The sequence below is a fragment of the Paenibacillus sp. FSL R5-0486 genome (assembly GCF_037975155.1).
GTDB classification, from domain to species: Bacteria; Bacillota; Bacilli; order Paenibacillales; family Paenibacillaceae; genus Paenibacillus; species Paenibacillus amylolyticus.
In genome coordinates this window covers 3,754,671-3,776,011 of the sequence record NZ_CP150237.1, presented here as the reverse complement: position 1 = coordinate 3,776,011, position 21,341 = coordinate 3,754,671, and the positions used below count along the sequence as shown (strand labels likewise).

Sequence of the window (21,341 nt, the reverse complement as noted above, 5' to 3'; positions counted from 1 at the left end):
TTACGCTACTTCGTAGCCTTGCTCTTCAATAACTTCTTTAATTTGCTCCAAGGAGACTTGATTTTCATCATACGTCGCTTCAACCGAATCATCACTGAGGTTCACCTTGCCACTCACTCCAATTTCTTTCAGAGCACCTTCGATGGAGTTTACACAATGTTGGCAGCTCATACCTTGTACATTCAAAACAATGTTTTTCATCTTATTTCGTCCCTTCTTGTGGGTGATTTTTTGGTTTAGTTTGACCTAAACGATGGGCTAAACTCTCGAGGCCAGTTTTTCAGGTCTCATCAAGCTCTTGTACAATACAATACCCCCATACCCTATATTAGTCAACATATTTTTATACCCCCCTACCCTATATGGACTATCTCTCTCGTTAGATCAATGAATTCATGGAGAGAAGAATCGATTATTTATACGCTGATTGGTAATCGGACCATGTTCTTGTCCTTGACTTGGGAATAAAGCTTGTACCGATAAAACAAAAAAGCCGCTAAAATAGCGACTTCAATGGGACCATGATCTTGTCCCACGATATAAAATTCCTTTATTTATGGTTGAATGTTACTCCATCCGCTTACATCACATTGTCCATAATCATTATCACCCACAGCAACCATCGTATCATCCGATTTCAGTCCAATCGTATGGGCACACCCCGCCGAAACAGCTCTAATTCCGTGCCAGCCACGTACATCACATTGGTTATGTTTATTCGAACCCACAGCAACCATTGTACCGTCGGACTTAAGACCAACAGTATGATAACTCCCCGCTGCAACTGCTACAATATCGCGCCATTCGCTTACATCGCATTCGCCATTATTATTTCTACCCACAGCCAATACCGTGCCATCCGATTTGAGCCCAACCGTATGAAGATACCCCGCCGAAACAGCCAATATGTCGCCCCAGTCGTTTACGCTACATTGGTTATACTTATTGTTACCAACTGCTGTTACCGTTCCGTCTATTTTTAAACCGACTGTATGCCAGTCACCCGTCGTGACCGATACAATATCGCGCCAGTTGCTCACGTTGCATTCCCCTTCATTATTTCGCCCCACCGCAACCACGGTGCCATCTGATTTAACCCCAACCGTACGGCACCAACCTGCCGAAACGGTTACAATATCGCGCCAATCGCTTACATCGCATTGGTCATGCTTATTCCAACCTATAGCTGTTACCGTACCATCAGATTTAAGACCAACTGTATGTGCATTACCGGTGTTCGTAGCCATATGAACATTACCAGCCGCAACTGCGACGATATCGCACCAATCGCTTACCTTACATTGACCATATTTATTATCACCCACAGCTGTTACTGTTCCGTCAGATTTAAGAGCAACGGTATGACGACGACCTGCTGCTATGGTACAGTTACGGAACCGTTTCGTCTCAAAAACCGCTTCATTCCGTGAATTGTAGTCCAAATCTTTCTCCCCTCCACCAATTGAAAATCCGCCGTTAGTTCAACTGTTAAGTCATAAAGTTTGTTGTTAAATCGCACTGTGAAAAAAGAAAGGCTCGTACAGACAGGGGATTTTACTTCCCTGCCGAATACGAGCGTCTACGCCATTTTGCACTCAAACAGTTGATCCGAATGTGTACTTTTAGCAATCGTTTCATTTCATGTAGCGATAGTCTAATAGATCCTTCAAATTTGAAATTTTCTGCAACAGCTTTTCTCCGACATTGGTTTCCCTCACCAGCTTCCGCGCCAGTTCTTTGTCCACCAATCTTTTTAGAGATAACACGTCCGTTCCGTTACATAACACATCTTCTTTTGAATTAAATTTCTTGTGGGCGACGAGCTGCATGCCAAAGGAATTGTACAACAAGGTATATCCGGCAATGCCCGTTGTGGATTGATAGGCTTTGGAAAAACCGCCGTCAATCACGATCATTTTTCCGTTTGCTTTAACAGGGCTCTCTCCACTAATTTCTTTGACTGGCGTGTGCCCGTTAATGACATGTCCATGATCTGGATTCAAATCAAACTCCTGCAAGATTATTCGACAGATCTCTTCATTTTCACGTAAATGGTAGTAAGGATTCTTTCTCTCTTTATGTGCTTCTTTATCTTGGATAAAATACCGTTCAAAAGTGGTCATTTCTCTCTTTCCAAAGAGCGAGGAACATTCTCCTGTCCAGATGTACCATACCATATCCGTCGCCAGATCTTCTGTCTCTTCCGGATGCGCAAAGGCGTAACGTAAATAATCTTCAAAAACATCAAGCAATTGACGGCCCGCATATGTCTTGTCTTCAATCTGCATTTCTTCCATATTTCCTTCTTCATCCAAAGGAATACAGCCGTGGATTAACAAATTCCCGTTGTATTTTAAATAAAGGCTGCCCTTTTTCATGAGAAAATTCATATGTCTGGCCATCTTTTCGGAATGCTGAACGGAAAACAACAGCTTTTCCATCACCTGGCGTTCTTCCTCAAGCAATTGTTCGGGCTTCTGCGGATTTACAGTTGCGAAACAGGTGTTTTCCAGGTGGTACGTTTTACCGCAGATGTTGATTTCATTGTTGTCGTAATCAATCTGCTCCAGCAAAAGTCTTTCAGACATATTAAAGTATGGGCGTCTCTTGATAATCGGGCTTTCAAGTTTAAACTGAATCATGGCAATGGCTTGGTGAATTTTGGTGATCTGCAGAATTTCCTGCTCCGATACATTATGTCCAGCCTGTAACTTAGGTCTGAAGGGCGGATTGTCTTCGTAATATTTCTCCGCCAGGTTTAGCAGTGGGCGCAGATTGATTCCGTATACATCTTCAATGATGTCCAGATTATCGTATCTGGCGCAGATCCGAATAATATTCGCAAGGCAGACCAGAGAACCTGCGTAGGCTCCGATCCAGAGGACATCATGGTTCCCCCACTGTATGTCTACAGAATGGTAGTTGATCAGCGTATCCATAATTTTATCGGGGTACGGCCCCCGGTCATAGATATCTCCAACTACATGAAGATGGTCAACCACCAGGCGCTGTGTCGTATAAGCAAGGCCGATAATGAGATTGTCCGCCTGGCCCAAGGATATAATTTGCCGATATATTTCCTCGTAATAAGGATCCTTATTGTTGGTCGAATCCGTCTTGTATAGAAGCTCTTCTACAATATATACATATTGCTCCGGCAGAGCTTTACGCAATTTTGAGCGTGTATACTTGGAAGAGGCATAAGAAATAAGCTTAAGCATGTGTTCAATTATTAGTCTATACCACTGGTTCAAAGCCTGTTTATTGCTCAGTTCCCCTATAACCAGCTGTATTTTTTCTTCCGGGTAATAAACCAACGCCGCAAAATCATTGATTTCTTGATCCGTCCAAACCTCCCGGAATAATTCTTTGATTTTCTCTTTGACGGTACCCGAACCGTTTCGTAGTACATGCTGAAAAGCCTGAAACTCCCCATGCAAATCACTGACAAAATGCTCGGTTCCCTTCGGGAGATTGGAGATCGCTTCAAGGTTGATGATCTCTGTTATGATTTTTTCTTCCGTATCATATTTCTCGGCCAATAAATCTAGAAACTGCTCATCCAAAACAGATGTCCCCCTTCAAGGAAGTATGGTGTTGTATAGCCGGGTCCAAAAGCTTTAGACCGATATCAAATTACACTCTGTACATGGCATTGATTATATGGTAATTATCAGCATTGCCTTCCCCCATCATACTCCAGTTCATCATATATGAACAAATTTCATTGAATGGATTTGAATGAAGCATGTTTGTAGTTATTTTAGTATTTTACACAATGAAAAATAAACGATCTATTCTCAGAATTTGCTTGTTTAAATTCCCAATCCCCATATGTTTTAATTTTTGAAAAACCGATTTGTTTCAGCGACTCATTGAATTCTTCTTGATTTCGAAACCTCAGCTGCATTTTTTCATGAACTAACACTTTGTCTGTTTTAGTATTTTTTACTATTTCATAGAAAGTGTAAATATCTCCCTCAAACCCTTCATATTCTGTATAAATTTCTAAAGGATCTCCGCTTAGTCTATCTTTAGCTAAGTCAGGAGTTTTGTCCTTCTCCCATTCTTCCCATACTTTTACCAAAGGGTTTCTTGTATCAAAAATAAAGTGACCCCCGATTTTTAGGGATCGGAATACGTCTGAGATTACTCGTTTCCAGCTGTCATCTGTAAGAAATACCTGTGCAACATTGGCTGTCATAATTACCGCATCATAGGTATTGGTTTGTAAATCCGCACTATCACCTATAATCCAATTCACACTTCCAGAATTATCTTTACTTCGCGCCATTTCAATCGCTTCTTCATTGGGATCTATAGCGATAATTTTATAACCGCACTGAACAAGATGAGTAGTCCATCTTCCTGTTCCACAGCCCAGGTCAGCTATAGATTCTACTTGTAATCTCTTTAACAATGAAAGGAAAAATTCATCGTCTTTTCCCCAATGGTTAATCTGGTTATATACTAATGGAATCATAAATAATGTCTCCTCACTTTCAACAGCATTTTACTGTGCTCAACAGTTTGATGTCTCGTACATAAGCTATACGGTTTTATTCTCACTCTGTGAACCAAAAACTTCCCTGGTTGCTTCTATAAAAGATAACATCATTGGTGAAAGCCACTTGTCTTTATGCCACAACATCTGTGTATATACCTGCAAGTCCGGAATTTTCCAGGGGAGGACAACAAGTTCTCCACGTTCAACTTCAGATTCCGCGACGATCTCAGGAAGAAAGGCAATACCTATTCTTGAAATTGCACATTGTTTAATGGCTTCAGCACTTTGAAACTCTAAATATGTAATGTTATCAATGCCCTCTTTCTCAAATGACCGATCAAACATCGTTCGATAGGGACAACCCTTCTCATTTGTCAGGAACACTTCATCATGAAAATCTTCCAATTGCAGCACAGTTCGTTTGGCGAGTGGGTGATCTGGAGCAGCTAACAATCGGAAATGTTCTTCCAGCAAAGGTTCCACGGAAAGTCCACTCGAGCGAATAGGTTCATCCAACATATAAACAATATCCGTGGTCCCCTCAAAGAGCGTTTGCTTGAGCTCTTGATTCGGAACTGAGCGGAAAATTAAGCGAACTCCCGGATGCTGCGAACGAAACCGTTGGAAGACAGGTGGAAGCCGATAGGAGCAAATAACCTCATTCGCACTTATCGTTAAGGTTCCACTTAGTTTTTCATTATCATGGACAGCACTACGAGCCTCGTCCATTTTTTCGAGAACGCCTTGGGCGTGTGTTAAAAAGCGTTTACCCGCAGTTGTGAGCGCGAGTTGCTTGCCCAACCGATCAAAGAGGCGAACACCTAGCTCATCTTCCAATGCTTTAATTTGCATCGTGACGTTGGAAGGAACGTAGCTCAGCACTTCTGCTGCCCGCGTGAAATTCAATGTTTTTGCAACAGTACAAAACGTATTCAGTTGACGCAATTCCATCCAATGATCCCTCCTTCATCTTTCAATTTTATTGAATACTATCTTGAATTCTATTCACTTTTATTGAGAGTATCACAGCTCTATACTGAGTACAAGAGATCACAGTGACATGTGGTTTTTCATTTTGAAGGGAGCAATTATACGATGGATTATGAAATTTTTAATTTGGGTGATGTACTCCTACAATCAGGAGTGAGGTTACCAAACGCTTATCTCGCTTATCAAACTTACGGAAAATTAAATGAACAGAAAGATAATGTTGTTGTCTATCCAACGGCTTTTGGAGATCAGCATATTCAGAATGAATGGCTCATTGGCAGCGGGATGGCACTGGATCCAGAGAAATATTTTATTATCGTTCCTAATTTGCTGGGCAATGGGCTCTCTTCCTCTCCCAGTAACACGCCTCCTCCATTCGATCGGGCTAACTTTCCACAGGTAACCATCTATGACAACGTTCGATTCCAGCACCAACTGCTGACCGAAAAATTCGGTATTGAAAAGATTGCTCTCGTCGTCGGGTGGTCGATGGGCGGCATTCAGGCATTTCAATGGGGGGCAAGTTACCCGGAGATGGTTGAACGAATCGCACCTTTCGGAGGCATCGCCAAACCTTGGCCTCACACATTTGTGGTCCTGGAAGGCGTGAAAGCTTCACTGCTATCTGCAGTCGGCTTCGACTCAAGTAAATTAAACCATCTAAGTTCTTCTGACATGCGTGCCGTTGGTCGGGTGTATGCGGGATGGGGACTATCACATGCATTTTATAGAGAAGAGCTTTACCGTGAGATGGGATTTGACACATTGGAGGATTTTGTAGCTGGTGTCTGGGAAAATAGCTTTATGAATATGGATCCGCATAATGTTCTGGCCATGTTATGGACAGGCCAACATGCAGATATCAGTGCAAACCCCTCCTATAACGGAGACTTTGATAAAGCACTTCAGAGCATAAAAGCTTATGCCTGTATCATGCCGGGAAGCACGGATCTCTTCTGCACTGCGGCTGATAATGAATACGAAGCTAAGCGTATACCTAATGCTGTCTTGAAACCAATTCAATCGATCTGGGGCCACTTTGCCGGTCGTGGAATCAACAGTGCCGATAATCAATATATTGATGACAATCTAAAACACTTGTTGTCACTTAGCACTAATGAATAGATCGTCACTTGCATTGGGAATTCAGTGAAGAGAAGCGTTGATCTTTCGGAGGGAGAGCTCTCCCCAAGCAGTGGTGTTGTTGAGTGATGATGTAGAAATTAAGGAACCAGCAATAATGAAGTTGAGGACCTTATTCCGATCTTTCTTTTGCATCCTCTGCCAGTCTCATCTCTATGTCTTTCATCTTTAATTCCACCGGGTAACTCACTCTGGTTGGCATTACAAACACACCTCCAAGATGATCTTGAAGGTGTGTTTGATTAATACATATTCCTAATGATTATAACTACAATTAAGTAAGTACAGTCATCGCTTCTCTTGTGAATGGAACCAGATCATCAGTACGTCCTTCTTGAATTTTCTTAACCCATTCAGGGTCGACTAGAAGAGCACGGCCTACAGCAACCAGATCAAACTCATCATTCTGAAGTCGTTGTACCAATCCCTCGATACCGGCGTTACTTGCGCCTTTACCTTCTGTGAACAGACTTGTAAAGTCACCATCAAGACCAATCGATCCAACAGTAATTGTCGGTTTACCAGTCAGTTTTTTGGTCCATCCAGCAAAATTCAGATCAGACCCTTCGAATTCCGGCTCCCAGAAACGGCGTGTGGAACAGTGGAAGATATCGACTCCAGCTTGAACCAACGGTGCGAGAAGCTGCTCCAGTAATTCCGGTGTTTCAGCCAATTTAGCCTGATAATCATCTGTCTTCCACTGAGATAAACGCAGTACAATAGGGAATTCCGGTCCCACTACTTTACGGCAAGCCTCAATCACTTCAACTGCAAAACGTGTGCGAGCCAACATATCTCCACCATAACGATCCGTACGAGAGTTGGTTTTCTCATACAGGAATTGGTCGATCAGATAGCCGTGTGCTCCATGGATTTCAACACCATCGAACCCAACGCGTTTCGCTTCTGAGGCTGCTTGTGCGAATTCCTGAACGATTGTAGCAATCTCAGCTTCCGAATAATCATTAACATGACCTTTGGCTCCCATATGCCAGATCTGTGGAATAATTCGACCGCCAGCTTCATGTACTTCAGATACAACATGTGCCCAACCATTCATTGCAGCTTCGCCATAAAAGTGCGGCACATTGGCTTGATTGGATGCATCCGGATGATTAATTATTGTCCCTTCTGTCACAATAAGCCCCACTGCGTTCTCTGCTCTGCGGCGGTAATAGCCCGCAACATTCGAACCCGGGATACCGTCCGGAGAAAATTGACGCGTCATCGGCGCCATCACGATCCGATTGGATAACTTCAAGTGACCTAACTCTATAGGTTGGAACAATGCTTCTACGGATTGAGAATAATTCATAATAACCTCCACATATTTCGTTTTTTTATATAAATTGACCTAGGAGATGTTAAACAGCAATCAGCCTGGTTAACAGCTAGACGTTATTTCCAAATGAATCAATACACGATTTTTCTCGAAAAGCCCCACCTCCTTCAAGCTTTCGTGGTGTATTAATCCGCCTTCAATTATTTTTGACTTCGTAGTCAAGAATTTCACAAAAAAAAGATCAAGATATGATCATGCCAAATGAAGTACGCAGAACCGTCTCGATCTGTTCACGGGATGAACCTGATTTCTCCATAACTCTCACACCAAGAATGGTGTTATTTAGATAAGATGCAAGCTCTATACTCGTATACCGGTTGGAAATTAACTGTTGTTTCTGGCCACTACTTATGATCTTCTCTAATACCAGTTGAATCTCTTCTGCCATGAGCTCAGCTTCGCGTGTGACCTGCTCGTCATCTGTTCCGAATTCGAGTGATGCATTCACAATTAGACACCCTTGGCAGCTAGTTTCATCGTCTAAAAGGGAATATCGTAAGGTATCCAGTTTATCAACGGGAGACGAATCCAGGGCTTCAATCTCTTTCAGTTTCGCTATAACCTGTTCACGGTAAATTGCCAGCGCCTTCAGAAACAACGATCGCTTGTCTTTAAAAACACAGTACAAACTTTGCTTTTTGACTCCTGTAGTACGCGTAAGGTCCTCATAAGAAGTTGCTTTGAAGCCTTGATTCCAGAACACTTCCATAGACTGGTGTAATACACGATCGACATCAAATTCTCTTGGTCTGCTCATGGGATTAATGTATCAGTTATTGACCATGCAGTCAAGAACTGATCATTTTACATCCTAATCTCTACGGTATTTTCCTGCAGGTCCATTGAATGCGGTCTAACTCTTCCGGTAAGCAACCTTGTGAAAAGCATTAATATAACGAAACAGTGCTTCACCATCATCAGGCACATGCGTACTTGTATCCAGTGGCAGCATCATTGCCTGATACGGCTCTGGCACCATTCTATATTGATGGACATAGGAGGTTAGGATGAACCCGTTGCGTTGCCAGAACTGTATGCGTTCCTGATGAGCCTCTGTTGTCCCGAACTCCGCCTCGATAATCATACCTTTGATCCGGTGCTCCCTTAACGCCCAGGCTCTGAGCTGCTCAAGCATCCAGGTCCCTATGCCCCACCCACGCATCTTCTGTTCAACCGCGAGGTAATCGATGATCAGGATGCGGTCCGCAACCTTCCCCTCCAGTCCAGTAACAGCCATCGCAACCACTTCTCCACGATGCACGCCCGTGTGTAAATAACCAATCTTCCGGTCCAGCATACTGCGCAGAATCGCTTTTGTCTTAGCGCCGCTTTGAAAAGCCTCATGATAGATTCGCTCCATCCGCGCCCACAATGCTTCATCCCACTCCTCTATAGTCGTAAACTCTAATTCCAGCATCTCAGTCGCCTCCAGCTTTAATTCAGATTTATCGTGATTCAAGACATGTAAGAGATATTCCTTCCGGTTTAATGGATTATGATCGTATCTTGTACATGAAGGCACTTCACCATCGAAGGGCTGATAACCATAAAATTCGGACGGGTTCGACCTCTTTATTCTTCGATCGTACTTCCTTTGACGAATTCTGCGAATTCTGAAGACTGTAGCATGTCTTTAATCTTAAAAGTTTATGTTTTTATCGTTCGCATACCTGGCGTATATTCACAAAATTCATCTATCCTGCTCGTTAACGTAATGAAGCAGCCGGTCTAACACAGGCAGCTTCATTTTCGTCGTTTATTCAATTATAGATTCTACGTTAGCGTAATAAAGCATTAACTTTTAATATCTTCTTTAGCCTTTTGTCTATATCGAATTATGGAAAGAGGTAAATTAACTACTCCAAGAATAAAAGAAGAGCTAATAGATATCCATTGAGATATTGAAGGATAATTTGGTTTTCCGTCTCCTACAGGCCCTATTTTGGGTTGGTGGCTATCCCACAAAACATATAAGAGACCAACAGCAGGTAACAATATGCAAACTACACTTGCAACTATATGTAACACATACTTGTTCAATCCTACCCCTCCATTTATTGTATTCATATCTTGAACTCTGTTTATATTATAACGTTATCTAAAACGGGAAATTACACTAACCTACTCCTTAGTTTAACAAAAAATTTTCTCCTATTCAGAAAGCATAGTATCCACTCCAGTTAATGTGATTTTCACTTCACAATTTTACCAAGTGAACTTTATTTTATGGTGATAAAGTTGATTATAACTAAACCTTACTGCCCTGTACCTACACAAAATTTCAAACGATGTACTTGCCATAATTTAGTTGTCAGATGAGTATCGCTGCGGAGCAAAAATATCTGGATAAATGTTAATTTCACCCATGTAGTCAATAAAATCAATTATAATTAATTTATATTAAGTCGATTACCCACCCTAAGTTAAAAGGATAATCATACGCAAAAAGACATAGTGATGCATCGCATATGCTCTAAAGGTTATAGAGTTTTCAAATACACACTTATGTTTATGTATAAGAGGAGGCGAAAGATATGACGATAATGCCTGTTATAGTAATGATCTTTGTATTTGTACCTTCCATTATACTCATGATAAGCATGCCTTATTTAACAAGAGAGACGATTAGTTTTGGGGTCACCGTCAGCGCTGTACAATTTCACAGCGAACCTCTGCGCCAGATGCGGAAGTCATATGCTAGGATTAGTGCTACCTTGCATACCATCCTATTCATTGTTTGTATCATCTGCTTAATATACGGTGATGAACATTCCAAGCAACAAAGTTGGATCATTGTCACTTATTCACTCGCCATGGTCGTAATCTCCCTAGTCATAAACATTAGCTATCATTTCAAAATGAAAAGTTTACTACCTATGCTGCCTATTGCTCTGGAACCATCGATCATAGCAGTGGACACTGGTTTTCGGAAAAGAAACATTAACTTGTCTAGTAAGTGGTTCCTCATCCATGTTTTCATTATTGTTGTTGGTATTGTAACTGTGCTACTCAACTACGAACTAATTCCTGACCAGATTCCGATCCATTACAACAGCAGTTGGAACGTAGACGGCTATGCAGCTAAATCTTATAGTTCTGTGTTTATGCCTACGATAATGCAAGTGTTCTTAATACTTGTGTTCATATTTGAGAATTGGAGTATTCGCAGAGTGAAGCAGCAGGTTCAACCCACTGATCCGAACCGTTCCATCAGACAAGACGTAACTTTCCGCCGTACTTGGTCAGGTTTTATGATTACAGCAAGCTTCTTAGTAGTTATCCTGTTGTCCGTCGTGCAACTAAATATGATATCTCTGCTTAACATCAATTTCGCTATTCCCATTGTCCTAATCATAATAGCCTTTATCATCCTATACGCCTTAGCCTTATCGTTCTGGGCTGGTCAGGGCGGAAGCCGATTGGAGCAATCGGCAGATCACTCCAATTTCAGACCTGTCCATGATGATGATAAATGGCTATTAGGTATGATTTATTTCAATCGGAAGGATCCAAACCTAATCGTTGAGAAAAGATTCGGAGTCGGCTGGGGATTAAATTTTGGTCATCCAGTATGCTGGCTGATTTTTCTCGGAATTATCGTACTGTTAGTTGTGGTGCAACAAGGCTTGGAGGTTAGTACTCGCCTCAATCGGTATATAAATGTATGCGGAAACCGTCGATAAGCTTGACTTCATTCGCTGTGAACTTAATCCCATCACATCAAACTTTGGTGCAGTTGGACCTACTATCATTGGGTTAATGAGTTATGAATTATAAAACAAAGAAAGCAGCTGATCACTTGGGTCAGCTGCTTTCTTATTGTTATAGAAGGTTTTATACATCGTTAAGAGGCATGTAACAAACGAAGATGATACAAGTGTTTATTTATTGCAAAGATTGTTTCGTTTGTTTTCTTTTAGATAGCGAGTTATCAAGCAGCGTTGTTACGATGCCAATCACAAGGGCAAGCGCACCGATCCATGGAATGTAGTTCAACAGGTTGTGGTTGACGGCGATACCCCCGATACCAGCTCCGGCAGCCATTCCAACTTGTCCAATCGCGCTATGCAAACTAAGTACAATGCCTGAAGCAGCGGGAGCGAGACTTATAAGCTGGAATTGGATCGGCGTACCTGAGGACCAGGCTGCTATTGCCCAGAAAATAAGTAATATATATAGAAGAAATATGGATTGGCCTATAAACGGGAACAACAGTAATGCAGTGGCATGGAGTATCATTCCACCAGCTAGTGTACGGAATGTACCCCATTTATCTGTACTGAGTCCTCCTATTTTGGAACCAATAGCACTAGCGATACCAAATATAAACAGGGCTAACGTTACACCTTGATCACTCATGCTAAATATATCAAGGAGATACGGTGAAATGTACGTAAATAAAATGGAATATGAGCCTAACCACACGAACGTAATCAGTAACGTTGCTGCGATACGCGGTTGCATGATGAATTTAAACTGATCACGCAAAGGAACAACTTCTTCAGCAACCACTTTGGGGATGATCAGCAGCGCTAGGAATAAGAGAATAAGTCCTATTACTCCAAGACCAATAAATATGATGTTCCAATCATAATGGGAAGCTACAACCCTGCCTATGGGTACACCGATAACTAATGCCGTACTATTTCCCATAATAACAGTAGCAATTGAACTGCCTTGCTTTCCTGGAGCAGCCAAAACCGCAGCAAGTGTAAGGAGCGTAACCTGAATAACACCGGCACTAAGTGCTGAAATAATTCTAGCTACGATAAGCATCTCATATCCTGTTATCGTTGCAATTAAAATGTTAATAACAGAGAATACAGTTAATGCATAAACTAAGAGTTTTTTTCGATCTAATTTAGATGTGAAAGCAATTAAAAAAGGAGTACCTACGCCAAATGCTATAGAGAACACTGTAATTAGCTGTCCAGCAGAAGAAACTGAAATGTTGCTAGATTCAGCAATTTTGTCTAGGATCCCGGCAATAACATATTCTGATGCGCCATTAAGAAAACTAATTACAGCTAATAAATATATTTTCCACATATTTTTCAACAATTGCACCTTCTTATTTCTGTATTTCTAGAAAAATAGATTAATTAACTATTCACTAAAATAAATATTCTACATTCACTCATCTGGGACAAAACCATTTTCTATATAAGACCCTTCTATTGAATTAGTAGCTAAAGACCTTCCCACATTAAAACATCCGCTAATTGAATGGTTAGACTCATTTGTGTGTTCCACCTTTCAGTGTTAACTCCGTAAGAGATTTCTCCATTCAGAGTAATCCTACTTATCCGTCTATAATAAATTTTGTTTTGCAAAACTTATGTTACTTTTATTATTCAAATAAATATATACATTTCGGCGTTTTAGTTTGAATTAACATGAGATCACATTTGTTACTCAAAAGTAACGCAGTGTTTTATTAAAAACGGCAGCGTTCCAGAAATAACTTGGAATCACTGCCGCTATTAATAACATCAAATTAGGCTTTGACTGTGTACATCAATTCTTTTTTATTAATTGTGGTACGCCCAGCCGATTGGACATCGGTATATTGAACCATGTTCGTAATAATGACCGGGGTAATCATATTGTAACCCGCTTTTTCGATCTCTTCACGGTCAAATTCCATCAATAGATCACCTACGGATACTTTTGCTCCTGCCTGAATCTTGGGCGAGAAAAATTGGCCTTTCAGCTTTACCGTATCAATCCCGATGTGAATCAGCATCTCTGCGCCAAGATCACTTACGAGACCAATAGCGTGACCACTCTTAGAAACAGAGAATACTGTGCCGTTAACTGGGGAAACTGCACGTCCTTCTGAAGGTTGAATGGCAAATCCTTTACCCATCATTTCTTCTGAAAAAGCAGGATCTGGAACTAGGCTAAGTGGCTTAACTTCCCCACTCATAGGGCTGAATATTTGTTCATCCTGTAATTTAGTGTCTTCAGCTACTACAGGTATAGTTGCAGACGTTGCTGATAGTGCAGGTACCTCTTCCTGGAAGCCCAGAAAATAAGTAATTACGCTAGCTACAACGAATGCAATTAAAGCAGCAATCAGTGCAAAGAGCAGGTTGCTAATGTCTGGACCGACATATGAGGCAGCTCCCGGAAGACCTACAGTGCTAATGAAATAGGCTTTAACAGAAAAGGTTCCCAGAAACGCCCCAGCGACTGCGCCCCCAATGAGCGCTGCAATAAATGGTTTTTTGAATTTCATGTTAATTCCGTACATGGCAGGCTCCGTAATTCCCATAAGAGCGGTCAGTCCTGTAGAATATGAAAGTGATTTGGTTTGGGTGTTTTTAGACTTGAAGCCCACACCAAATGCAGCACCACCCTGGGCCATATTAGCTGCGAACATTAACGGAACGATAAAATCGTAACCAAGTGTTGCAATCGAACCAACTGCAAGCGGCAACAGTGCATAATGCATGCCTGTAATAATCAGCACAGACATTGTGCCACCAATCAAGATACTTGCCAAAATGGATGCGTTATCAAATAACCATCGGATACCCCCAGATAAACCGTTTCCAATAATGCCACCCAGTGGCCCGATCGCGATCAAGGTTAGTGGTACCATGATGAGTAACGTAACAGTTGGTACAACAATCAGTTTCAGTGAAGAATGAGTGATGCGGTCAATCGCTCTCTCCACGTAAGCGGCGATCCAGATTGCAATGACGATGGGAATAACCGATGATGCATAGGATGTGGCAATAACCGTAATGCCTGCAAACGAAGTATTACCCTCTTGAAGCAACGCTGTAATGGTTGGATGCATGAGACCAGCCGCTAGTGCAGCACCTACATAAACATTGCTCCCCATTTTCTTCGCAGCACTAATGGCCAGAATAATGGGCAGGAAGTAGAATGCGCCATCGCCAACCGCAGACAAAATGATATAGGTTGAACTTGTATTTGTCATCCAACCAAGAGCCACCAGGATGGACACGATCCCTTTGATCATACCTGCGCCAGCAATTGCTGGCAGGATTGGCGTGAACATGCCCGATATGAAATCAAATAATGCGCTGATCGGATTCCTTTGTTTCTTTCCGCCTTTTGGAGCACTCTCTGCGTTAGGCTTCATGCTCATATTGTTCACTAGTGCTTTGTACACTTCGGAAACTTCACTGCCAATAATCACCTGAAACTGTCCACCGTTTTCCGTTACACCCATAACGCCAGGTGTGTTTTTTAACGTCGTTCTGTCTGCTAGATTGTTATCGTTTAGATTGAATCTGAGTCGAGTCATACAGTGCGTAACTTGATCGATATTCTCTTCCCCACCAACCAGTTTGAGAATATCTTTGGACAATTGTTGTTTATCCATGATGTAAGGCTCCTTCGACGTATATTAAGGTAGTAAAGCTGAATTTTGAGGATGGCAAAACAAACTCATTATGTTTTCATATGACAGCTATTGTGACATTCTTAAGCAGACTAAGGAAGCTCAACAAGCTTGAAACTGGAACTAGTTAAGGGTAGGTTGGTTTATTCGTTGCCACCTTCGTTCTCTGACCATGGACGCGTTAGCCAGTTATAATGGAAGTGCGAAACATATGTTATAACGTCATGTTACTCAGAACAGAGAAGAAAATATATATTGTTTAAGTGTTTAGTTTCCTTTGACACGAAATGATTTTTGTAACAAAAATGTAACGTGTTGTTTTTTGAATACAGGTAATGTATACTGCCTAAGCAGGTTACCTATTATTTTTATTATGGTCTAAGGGAGTGCATATCCATGTTCACCAGTGAACAAATCTCATCCTATAATGAATTGGAACTATCTTTATATAACTATATTTCTCAGAACATGGAAAAAGTGGCGTACATGCGGATTAGAGAGCTGGCCGATGAAACTCATGTATCTACAGCCACCATTATGCGATTTTGCAGAAAGAATCAATGTGAGGGATTTTCGGAATTTAAAGTAAAACTTAAGATGCTCATTTCCCAAAAGGATAAACTAACGAAGCAGGAGTTAAAAAGTCCACATCATGCTGTGTATGAGTTTTTTGAACGTTCTCAATCTCCTGAATTGGAGGAAAAAATTCAAACGGCAGCAAAGTTAATTGCTAAAGCCAGTAGCGTCATTTTTATTGGTATCGGGAGCTCTGGAATCATGGGTGAGTATGGAGCCCGATTTTTCTCAAATCTAGGGATCTGCTCCGTCTACATAAAAGATCCTCATTATCCTGTTCATATCAAAATGCAAAAAGACAGCGTTACGATTGCATTATCTACGCGAGGTGAAAACCCGTATGTTCTACCTTATCTCCAACGGATCAAGCAGGAGCAACATAAAATTGTGGCGATAACGAACAATCGCCAATCCACCATGGCTAAAATATCAGATGTGAGTATCCCTTATTATGTAAAAGAAGAGTATTACGAATCCACTAACATCACCACTCAGGTTCCTGTTACGTTCCTTTTAGAATGGCTGGGACGAGAGGTCTTCAAAGAAATGGTAAATACAGAATCAGAGCTATAAAAGAGAACTCGTTCTTTCTAAAAATACGCACCAGAAAGAGAGTCATTTGGACTCTCTTTCTGGTTGTTATGGCTCTTAACGGATGACTACATTAGACTCTTTCCATTACTTTTTCCCCTCGTGTTGCTGCAATTTGCGTTAGAATCATTAGGATGATGATCACAATCATTCCAATCATAGCAGGTGTGAAACTATTGGAAGCATCATGAATCCAACCTAGCAATATTGGTCCCAATGCTCCAATGACATACCCGGCAGATTGTTGCATCGCTGACCAGGAAGTTGCATCGTTTACATTGGTTGTAGAATCAATCGGTAACATCAGGTTTAAAGTGAACAAGCCCCCTGCTCCAACTCCAAAGAGAACAACGGAAACCATCGGTATGAAATTCATCATCAATAAAATCAACCCAACAATCATGAACAGAGATTCACCAACCATCCATACTCTTCTTGAAGGAAAGTTCTTCAATAATAGAGGAAGTACAAAGCTAATCGGGATTTGGATGACAACAAATATGGTCAGACAAAGCGTTGCATAGGATTTGCTATACCCCATTTCCTGAATCATTAACGGGAGCCACGCTGTAAAAGAATAAAACAACATAGCCATTAATCCAAATGAAAGCGTAAGCGTCCATGCGCTTCTATTTCCCCAGGGAAGTTTAATTTGCGGACGTTCTTTGATTTCACTCACATGAGCAGATTCAGATCGCGGCTTCACCATGATCCACCAAATGATCGCTGCTACAAAAGCAATTACTGCCCACCCTCCTACTGCTATCTGCCAAGAATTGAAGTATGCCTCTAAGGGAATGGATACCATTGAACTGACGGCAGCCCCTACAGTGATGGCAATACTATAGAGTGCAATCATACATGGGACATGAGCGGGAAAATACTTTTTAATAAAACCTGAAGTTAACGGGCCAATCGAAGCGATCCCGATACCTACGATCAATGCAGATAAAAGTAAAACGAACGTAGACTGTGTAAATAGCCGAGTGGCTATTCCGATTCCCACCACAATCAGGGAATAGCCAATGATTCGTTCTATTCCCCATTTCCCACTTGCTTTGACGGCAAAAGGTGAAAATACGCCCATACATAGTACAGGTATTGAAGTTAGCAAACTAGCTAGTGCAGCGCTCATACCCAGATCTTCCCGAATCGTATCTAACAGCGGAGATATGGAATTAATAGCCGGGCGCAAATTCAATGTAGCAACAAATAATGCAATAATTAAAAACATTTTTTTTCTCATCTTCTGCTCCCTAATCGTTCAAATATTAATTATTAGAATAAGAAAGAGCCGCAACTGGCGGCCCTTTCTTAGTTTTATTCTGTAGGCCTGTACGCTGAGATGTAATAAAGCGTTTTTTCAACATTAGTGCCTGTCACTATTCACGAAACAAGCTACTCCCGTTGCTCTGAATGACATCTTTATACCAATGGAATGACTTCTTACGATAACGTTCCAATGTTCCTGAACCATCATCATGACGATCCACATAGATGAATCCATACCGTTTTTTCATTTCTGCGGTTGTTGCACTCACCAAGTCAATACAACCCCATGAAGCATATCCCATTAATTCAACACCATCTTGAATGGCTTCAGCCACTTGAAGCAAGTGCTCCTTCAAATAGTTAATGCGATAATCATCAATAACTGTTTTGTTGCCATGTTCGTCCGTGATGAGTTCATCTACGGCTCCTAAACCATTTTCAACAATGAACATTGGTTTCTGATAACGATCATACATTGCATTCATGATGTACCGTAAACCTTGAGGGTCGATCTGCCAACCCCAATCACTCGCGGTCAAGAGCGGATTTGGAACACCACCAATCAGATTTCCTTCACCTTTAATTTGCTTTGTAGGATCAGCTGTTTCACAACAACTTTGATAATAGCTAAAGGAAATAAAATCAACGGTGTTTTTCAAAATTTCTTCGTCGCCTGGTTCAAAATGAATGGTAATCCCGTTATCTTTCAAATAACGTTTCATGTAACCTGGGTAATAACCACGCACGTGAACATCTGTAAAACCTGTGTTCTTATGATCAGCTTCCATTACTCTGATCATATCATTAGGATCAGGAGTCAATGGATAAATTGGCATAGCGATGACCATACAACCAATCTTGAACTCCGGGTTAATCTCATGCCCTATTTTCACCGCCAGTGCACTAGCAACAAACTCGTGGTGAACCGCTTGGTACAAAGCCTGTTTGCTAAGTTGATCCTTATGTGTGTTAATCCCACCACCTACAAACGGGTGATCCAGAATCGAATTAATCTCGTTAAATGTAAGCCAATACTTTACTTTGTCTTTATATCTTTCAAAAATGGTTCGCACATATCGTTCATAGAAATCGACCATTTTTCGATTCGCCCAGCCATCGTATTCTCTAACGAGATGTAATGGAGTCTCATAATGAGAAATCGTAACTAGTGGTTCGATACCGTATTTCCTGCACTCGTCAAAAAGGTCGTCGTAAAATTGGAGACCTTTTTCGTTTGGCTCAAGATCATCCCCTTTGGGGAAGATTCTGGACCAAGCTATAGACGTGCGAAAAACTTTGAAACCCATCTCGGCAAGGAGTTTAATATCTTCTTTGTATCGATGGTAGAAGTCAATCGCGATTAACTTCATATTATCCTCTGTTGGTTCTGGCATTGGAGGTGTTTGAATGCCGTTTGGCAGTATATCCTGAATGGATAGTCCTTTCCCGTCCTCTAGATATGCACCCTCAATTTGGTTTGCAGCGACGGAGCCCCCCCACAAAAAACCTTTAGGAAATTGAAATGTTTGACTCATTTGGTAAGCCCACCTTTCTTTTAAACCTTCAGCTGATCTGAATATAAAACAAATCTCGCTTTATCAGTTTTTTTATCATGAATTTGTTTTCACAACTTATGTTACATAGATTCATTCATAAAATACATGTTATTTCGTATTTAGTACTAGGTATCACAGATTCACATTTGTAACAAAAAAGTAACACATCGTTTCAAAGGATTGCTGCATGCTAGCTCGAGGGTAACTTTACTTTTAATAAGCGGAATGGCTCCGGTCAAACAGGGTGCAGCCTCCTCACTTGCGAGCACCGTCACCTCGTTATTCAATTGTACGTCCTCATTCAAACACGAAAGAAACCCAAGGTCTATGAATCACCTGGGTTTCTCGACTATTAGTTGTGGTGGTTGTACTCACCCCTACACACAGCTTTTAAGTTGTTTTATTAGCTCATCGCAGGCTGAAGAGTTTCCAGCAGTTTCTTAATCTCTTCATCATAGTCCAGTTGGAATAATGGAATTACCTCATCTAATTTTTGCTGGTACAATTCCGGATCCTGGACACGAAGCGCTGCTCTTAATTCCATTTCTTCTTCTGAACCATTGTCGTTCAAAATCATGTCCAGGACATCCGCTTTGAAATATTCACTTGGAGGAAGGATCAAGGCATTCATCAGGAATTGCATAAAAAAGAGATGGTTATCTTTTTCCTGATTCGCTTTTTTCATCGCTTGCTTCGTAAATAAGTTGATATATTTCTGAGCAAAATCCACTCCTTTCAGTTCATAAGGCCCACCATGTTCTACCCCTCTCCAACGCAGGTCAGCCACGGAACTAAGCCACCAAGCCGGATCGATGGCCTGCTGCATACGTAGCAATACGTTCTGTTCAAACTGCGGATCGGGATGCAAGCGCTGTGCTTCCAAACATTTTCCTATAGTCTCAACTTCGACCGCAGCAACGGTGATACCTTGTCCATGAATAGGATCAAAGCTACAAAATGCATCACCAAGGACGAGTAAACCAGAGGGCCAATCTTCCATGAGTTCAAAATGCTGACGAACAGACTCGGAAATACGGTACCCCCTAGGCCCTTGCAATGGCTCTAACTGCTCCATTAACTTTACAATTTTATCTGAAGCAAATAGATGCTTGATTTGTTCTTGAAATTCTTCCGGCTGAGTGGACGGATACTCATCTCCTCCAGCATTGAAAAGAATGAGTCCAACGATATCATCCTCAATGCGCGTAAATATGCCTGCACGAATACCTTGCTCGGGATCTGAATCAGACATCACCCATTCGTTTGGAATGGAGGATTTTATGTTGTAATAACGGGTGCTATAACCAAGAGATACCTTTAGCAATTCTGGTTCTGGCACATTTAACCCTAATTTATCAAGCCACCTAATCAATTTGGAAGAACGTCCTGAGGCATCAATAACCATATCCACTGGAAGTTGGTCTTCCCTTTTTTCACCGCTTCTTTCTTTGGTATAAATGCCTGTAACAGCATGCTGGTCTTCAGATACGATGAGTCCGGTAACTTCCATACTTGTTAAAAAGCTTATATGAGGAAGGTTTTGGATTCGCTTGCGCAGCACCCATTCCAGCAAAGCTCTGCTGCACGATGCAATTTTAAATGAAGAAGGATCCTCCTTGTTAACTAATGTACCGTATCGATTAGTAACTATAAGCTTCTCATCGTGTGAAGAGATCGCCCCCAATTCTATCAATTCGTCATTGTATCCTGGGAAATAATGTTCCATAATCAGCGCGCCGCGTGGTTGTACACGGTGTGGATGAAAAGATTGAGGCACACCCTGCCGGTTATTTGGCTCCGAAGGGAATTCATCCCTCTCAATCACACATACTTCCTCATAATAATCGGCTAACATTCTTGCAGTAATTAATCCAGCAATCCCTGCTCCGATCACCACAGCTTTTTTCATGTCAGACACTGAAGATTCATCCTTTCTAGAAATTAGATTTTAATCTACACTTGTAGATCAATCAAAATATTACTTAT

17 protein-coding genes are annotated in these 21,341 nt (G+C 41.4%); 3 read left to right on the top strand and 14 right to left on the bottom strand.

The window, feature by feature from the left end:
• The 5 genes from MKY01_RS16740 to MKY01_RS16720 form a co-directional block, all read right to left on the bottom strand.
• Entirely contained in the window at positions 1-201 is a 201-nt protein-coding gene (locus MKY01_RS16740; RefSeq protein ID WP_047843207.1) for a cation transporter, read from the bottom strand.
• A gap of 353 nt (positions 202-554) precedes the next feature.
• On the bottom strand, positions 555-1,442 hold the full coding sequence (locus MKY01_RS16735) for a chromosome condensation regulator (RefSeq protein WP_076250554.1): 888 nt from the start codon (positions 1,440-1,442) through the stop codon (positions 555-557).
• 192 nt (positions 1,443-1,634) lie between these two features.
• Entirely contained in the window at positions 1,635-3,566 is a 1,932-nt protein-coding gene (locus MKY01_RS16730; protein WP_339282699.1) for a fructose-1,6-bisphosphatase, read from the bottom strand.
• Positions 3,567-3,763: 197 nt separating this feature from the next.
• Positions 3,764-4,483: a class I SAM-dependent methyltransferase gene (locus tag MKY01_RS16725; RefSeq protein ID WP_339282697.1), complete on the bottom strand. Its 720-nt coding sequence runs from the start codon at positions 4,481-4,483 to the stop codon at positions 3,764-3,766.
• Positions 4,484-4,549: 66 nt separating this feature from the next.
• The gene (locus MKY01_RS16720) at positions 4,550-5,458 is read right to left on the bottom strand and encodes a LysR family transcriptional regulator (protein WP_339282695.1); all 909 of its coding nucleotides are present in this window, start codon (positions 5,456-5,458) and stop codon (positions 4,550-4,552) included.
• Between the two features lie 144 nt (positions 5,459-5,602).
• On the opposite strand from MKY01_RS16720, the gene MKY01_RS16715 reads away from it, so the two are divergent.
• Entirely contained in the window at positions 5,603-6,622 is a 1,020-nt protein-coding gene (locus MKY01_RS16715; RefSeq protein WP_339282693.1) for an alpha/beta fold hydrolase, read from the top strand.
• A 292-nt stretch (positions 6,623-6,914) separates the two neighbouring features.
• On the opposite strand, the gene MKY01_RS16710 is transcribed toward MKY01_RS16715, so the two are convergent.
• The 4 genes from MKY01_RS16710 to MKY01_RS16695 form a co-directional block, all read right to left on the bottom strand.
• On the bottom strand, positions 6,915-7,955 hold the full coding sequence (locus MKY01_RS16710) for an NADH:flavin oxidoreductase (protein ID WP_339282692.1): 1,041 nt from the start codon (positions 7,953-7,955) through the stop codon (positions 6,915-6,917).
• A 208-nt stretch (positions 7,956-8,163) separates the two neighbouring features.
• The gene (locus MKY01_RS16705) at positions 8,164-8,739 is read right to left on the bottom strand and encodes a TetR/AcrR family transcriptional regulator (RefSeq protein ID WP_339282690.1); all 576 of its coding nucleotides are present in this window, start codon (positions 8,737-8,739) and stop codon (positions 8,164-8,166) included.
• Between the two features lie 96 nt (positions 8,740-8,835).
• Positions 8,836-9,399, bottom strand: a complete 564-nt coding sequence (locus MKY01_RS16700) for a GNAT family N-acetyltransferase (RefSeq protein WP_339282689.1) — start codon at positions 9,397-9,399, stop codon at positions 8,836-8,838.
• A gap of 377 nt (positions 9,400-9,776) precedes the next feature.
• Positions 9,777-10,022: a hypothetical protein gene (locus MKY01_RS16695; protein WP_076327461.1), complete on the bottom strand. Its 246-nt coding sequence runs from the start codon at positions 10,020-10,022 to the stop codon at positions 9,777-9,779.
• A gap of 494 nt (positions 10,023-10,516) precedes the next feature.
• Between MKY01_RS16695 and MKY01_RS16690 the strand changes: the two genes are divergently transcribed.
• Entirely contained in the window at positions 10,517-11,665 is a 1,149-nt protein-coding gene (locus tag MKY01_RS16690) for a DUF5808 domain-containing protein (RefSeq protein ID WP_339282687.1), read from the top strand.
• A 202-nt stretch (positions 11,666-11,867) separates the two neighbouring features.
• On the opposite strand, the gene MKY01_RS16685 is transcribed toward MKY01_RS16690, so the two are convergent.
• Both MKY01_RS16685 and MKY01_RS16680 read right to left on the bottom strand, forming a co-directional pair.
• Positions 11,868-13,031, bottom strand: coding sequence for an MFS transporter (locus tag MKY01_RS16685; protein ID WP_339287197.1), 1,164 nt, complete (start codon positions 13,029-13,031; stop codon positions 11,868-11,870).
• Positions 13,032-13,479: 448 nt separating this feature from the next.
• The gene (locus MKY01_RS16680) at positions 13,480-15,342 is read right to left on the bottom strand and encodes a beta-glucoside-specific PTS transporter subunit IIABC (RefSeq protein ID WP_339282685.1); all 1,863 of its coding nucleotides are present in this window, start codon (positions 15,340-15,342) and stop codon (positions 13,480-13,482) included.
• A gap of 414 nt (positions 15,343-15,756) precedes the next feature.
• Between MKY01_RS16680 and MKY01_RS16675 the strand changes: the two genes are divergently transcribed.
• The gene (locus MKY01_RS16675) at positions 15,757-16,509 is read left to right on the top strand and encodes a MurR/RpiR family transcriptional regulator (RefSeq protein WP_127549308.1); all 753 of its coding nucleotides are present in this window, start codon (positions 15,757-15,759) and stop codon (positions 16,507-16,509) included.
• A gap of 91 nt (positions 16,510-16,600) precedes the next feature.
• On the opposite strand, the gene MKY01_RS16670 is transcribed toward MKY01_RS16675, so the two are convergent.
• From MKY01_RS16670 to MKY01_RS16660, 3 genes are all read right to left on the bottom strand, one after another.
• Positions 16,601-17,773: an MFS transporter gene (locus MKY01_RS16670; RefSeq protein WP_339282683.1), complete on the bottom strand. Its 1,173-nt coding sequence runs from the start codon at positions 17,771-17,773 to the stop codon at positions 16,601-16,603.
• Between the two features lie 136 nt (positions 17,774-17,909).
• Entirely contained in the window at positions 17,910-19,334 is a 1,425-nt protein-coding gene (gene ascB / locus MKY01_RS16665; protein WP_076210423.1) for a 6-phospho-beta-glucosidase, read from the bottom strand.
• A gap of 424 nt (positions 19,335-19,758) precedes the next feature.
• Positions 19,759-21,264: an FAD-dependent monooxygenase gene (locus MKY01_RS16660; RefSeq protein WP_339287196.1), complete on the bottom strand. Its 1,506-nt coding sequence runs from the start codon at positions 21,262-21,264 to the stop codon at positions 19,759-19,761.
• Positions 21,265-21,341 lie beyond the last annotated feature (77 nt).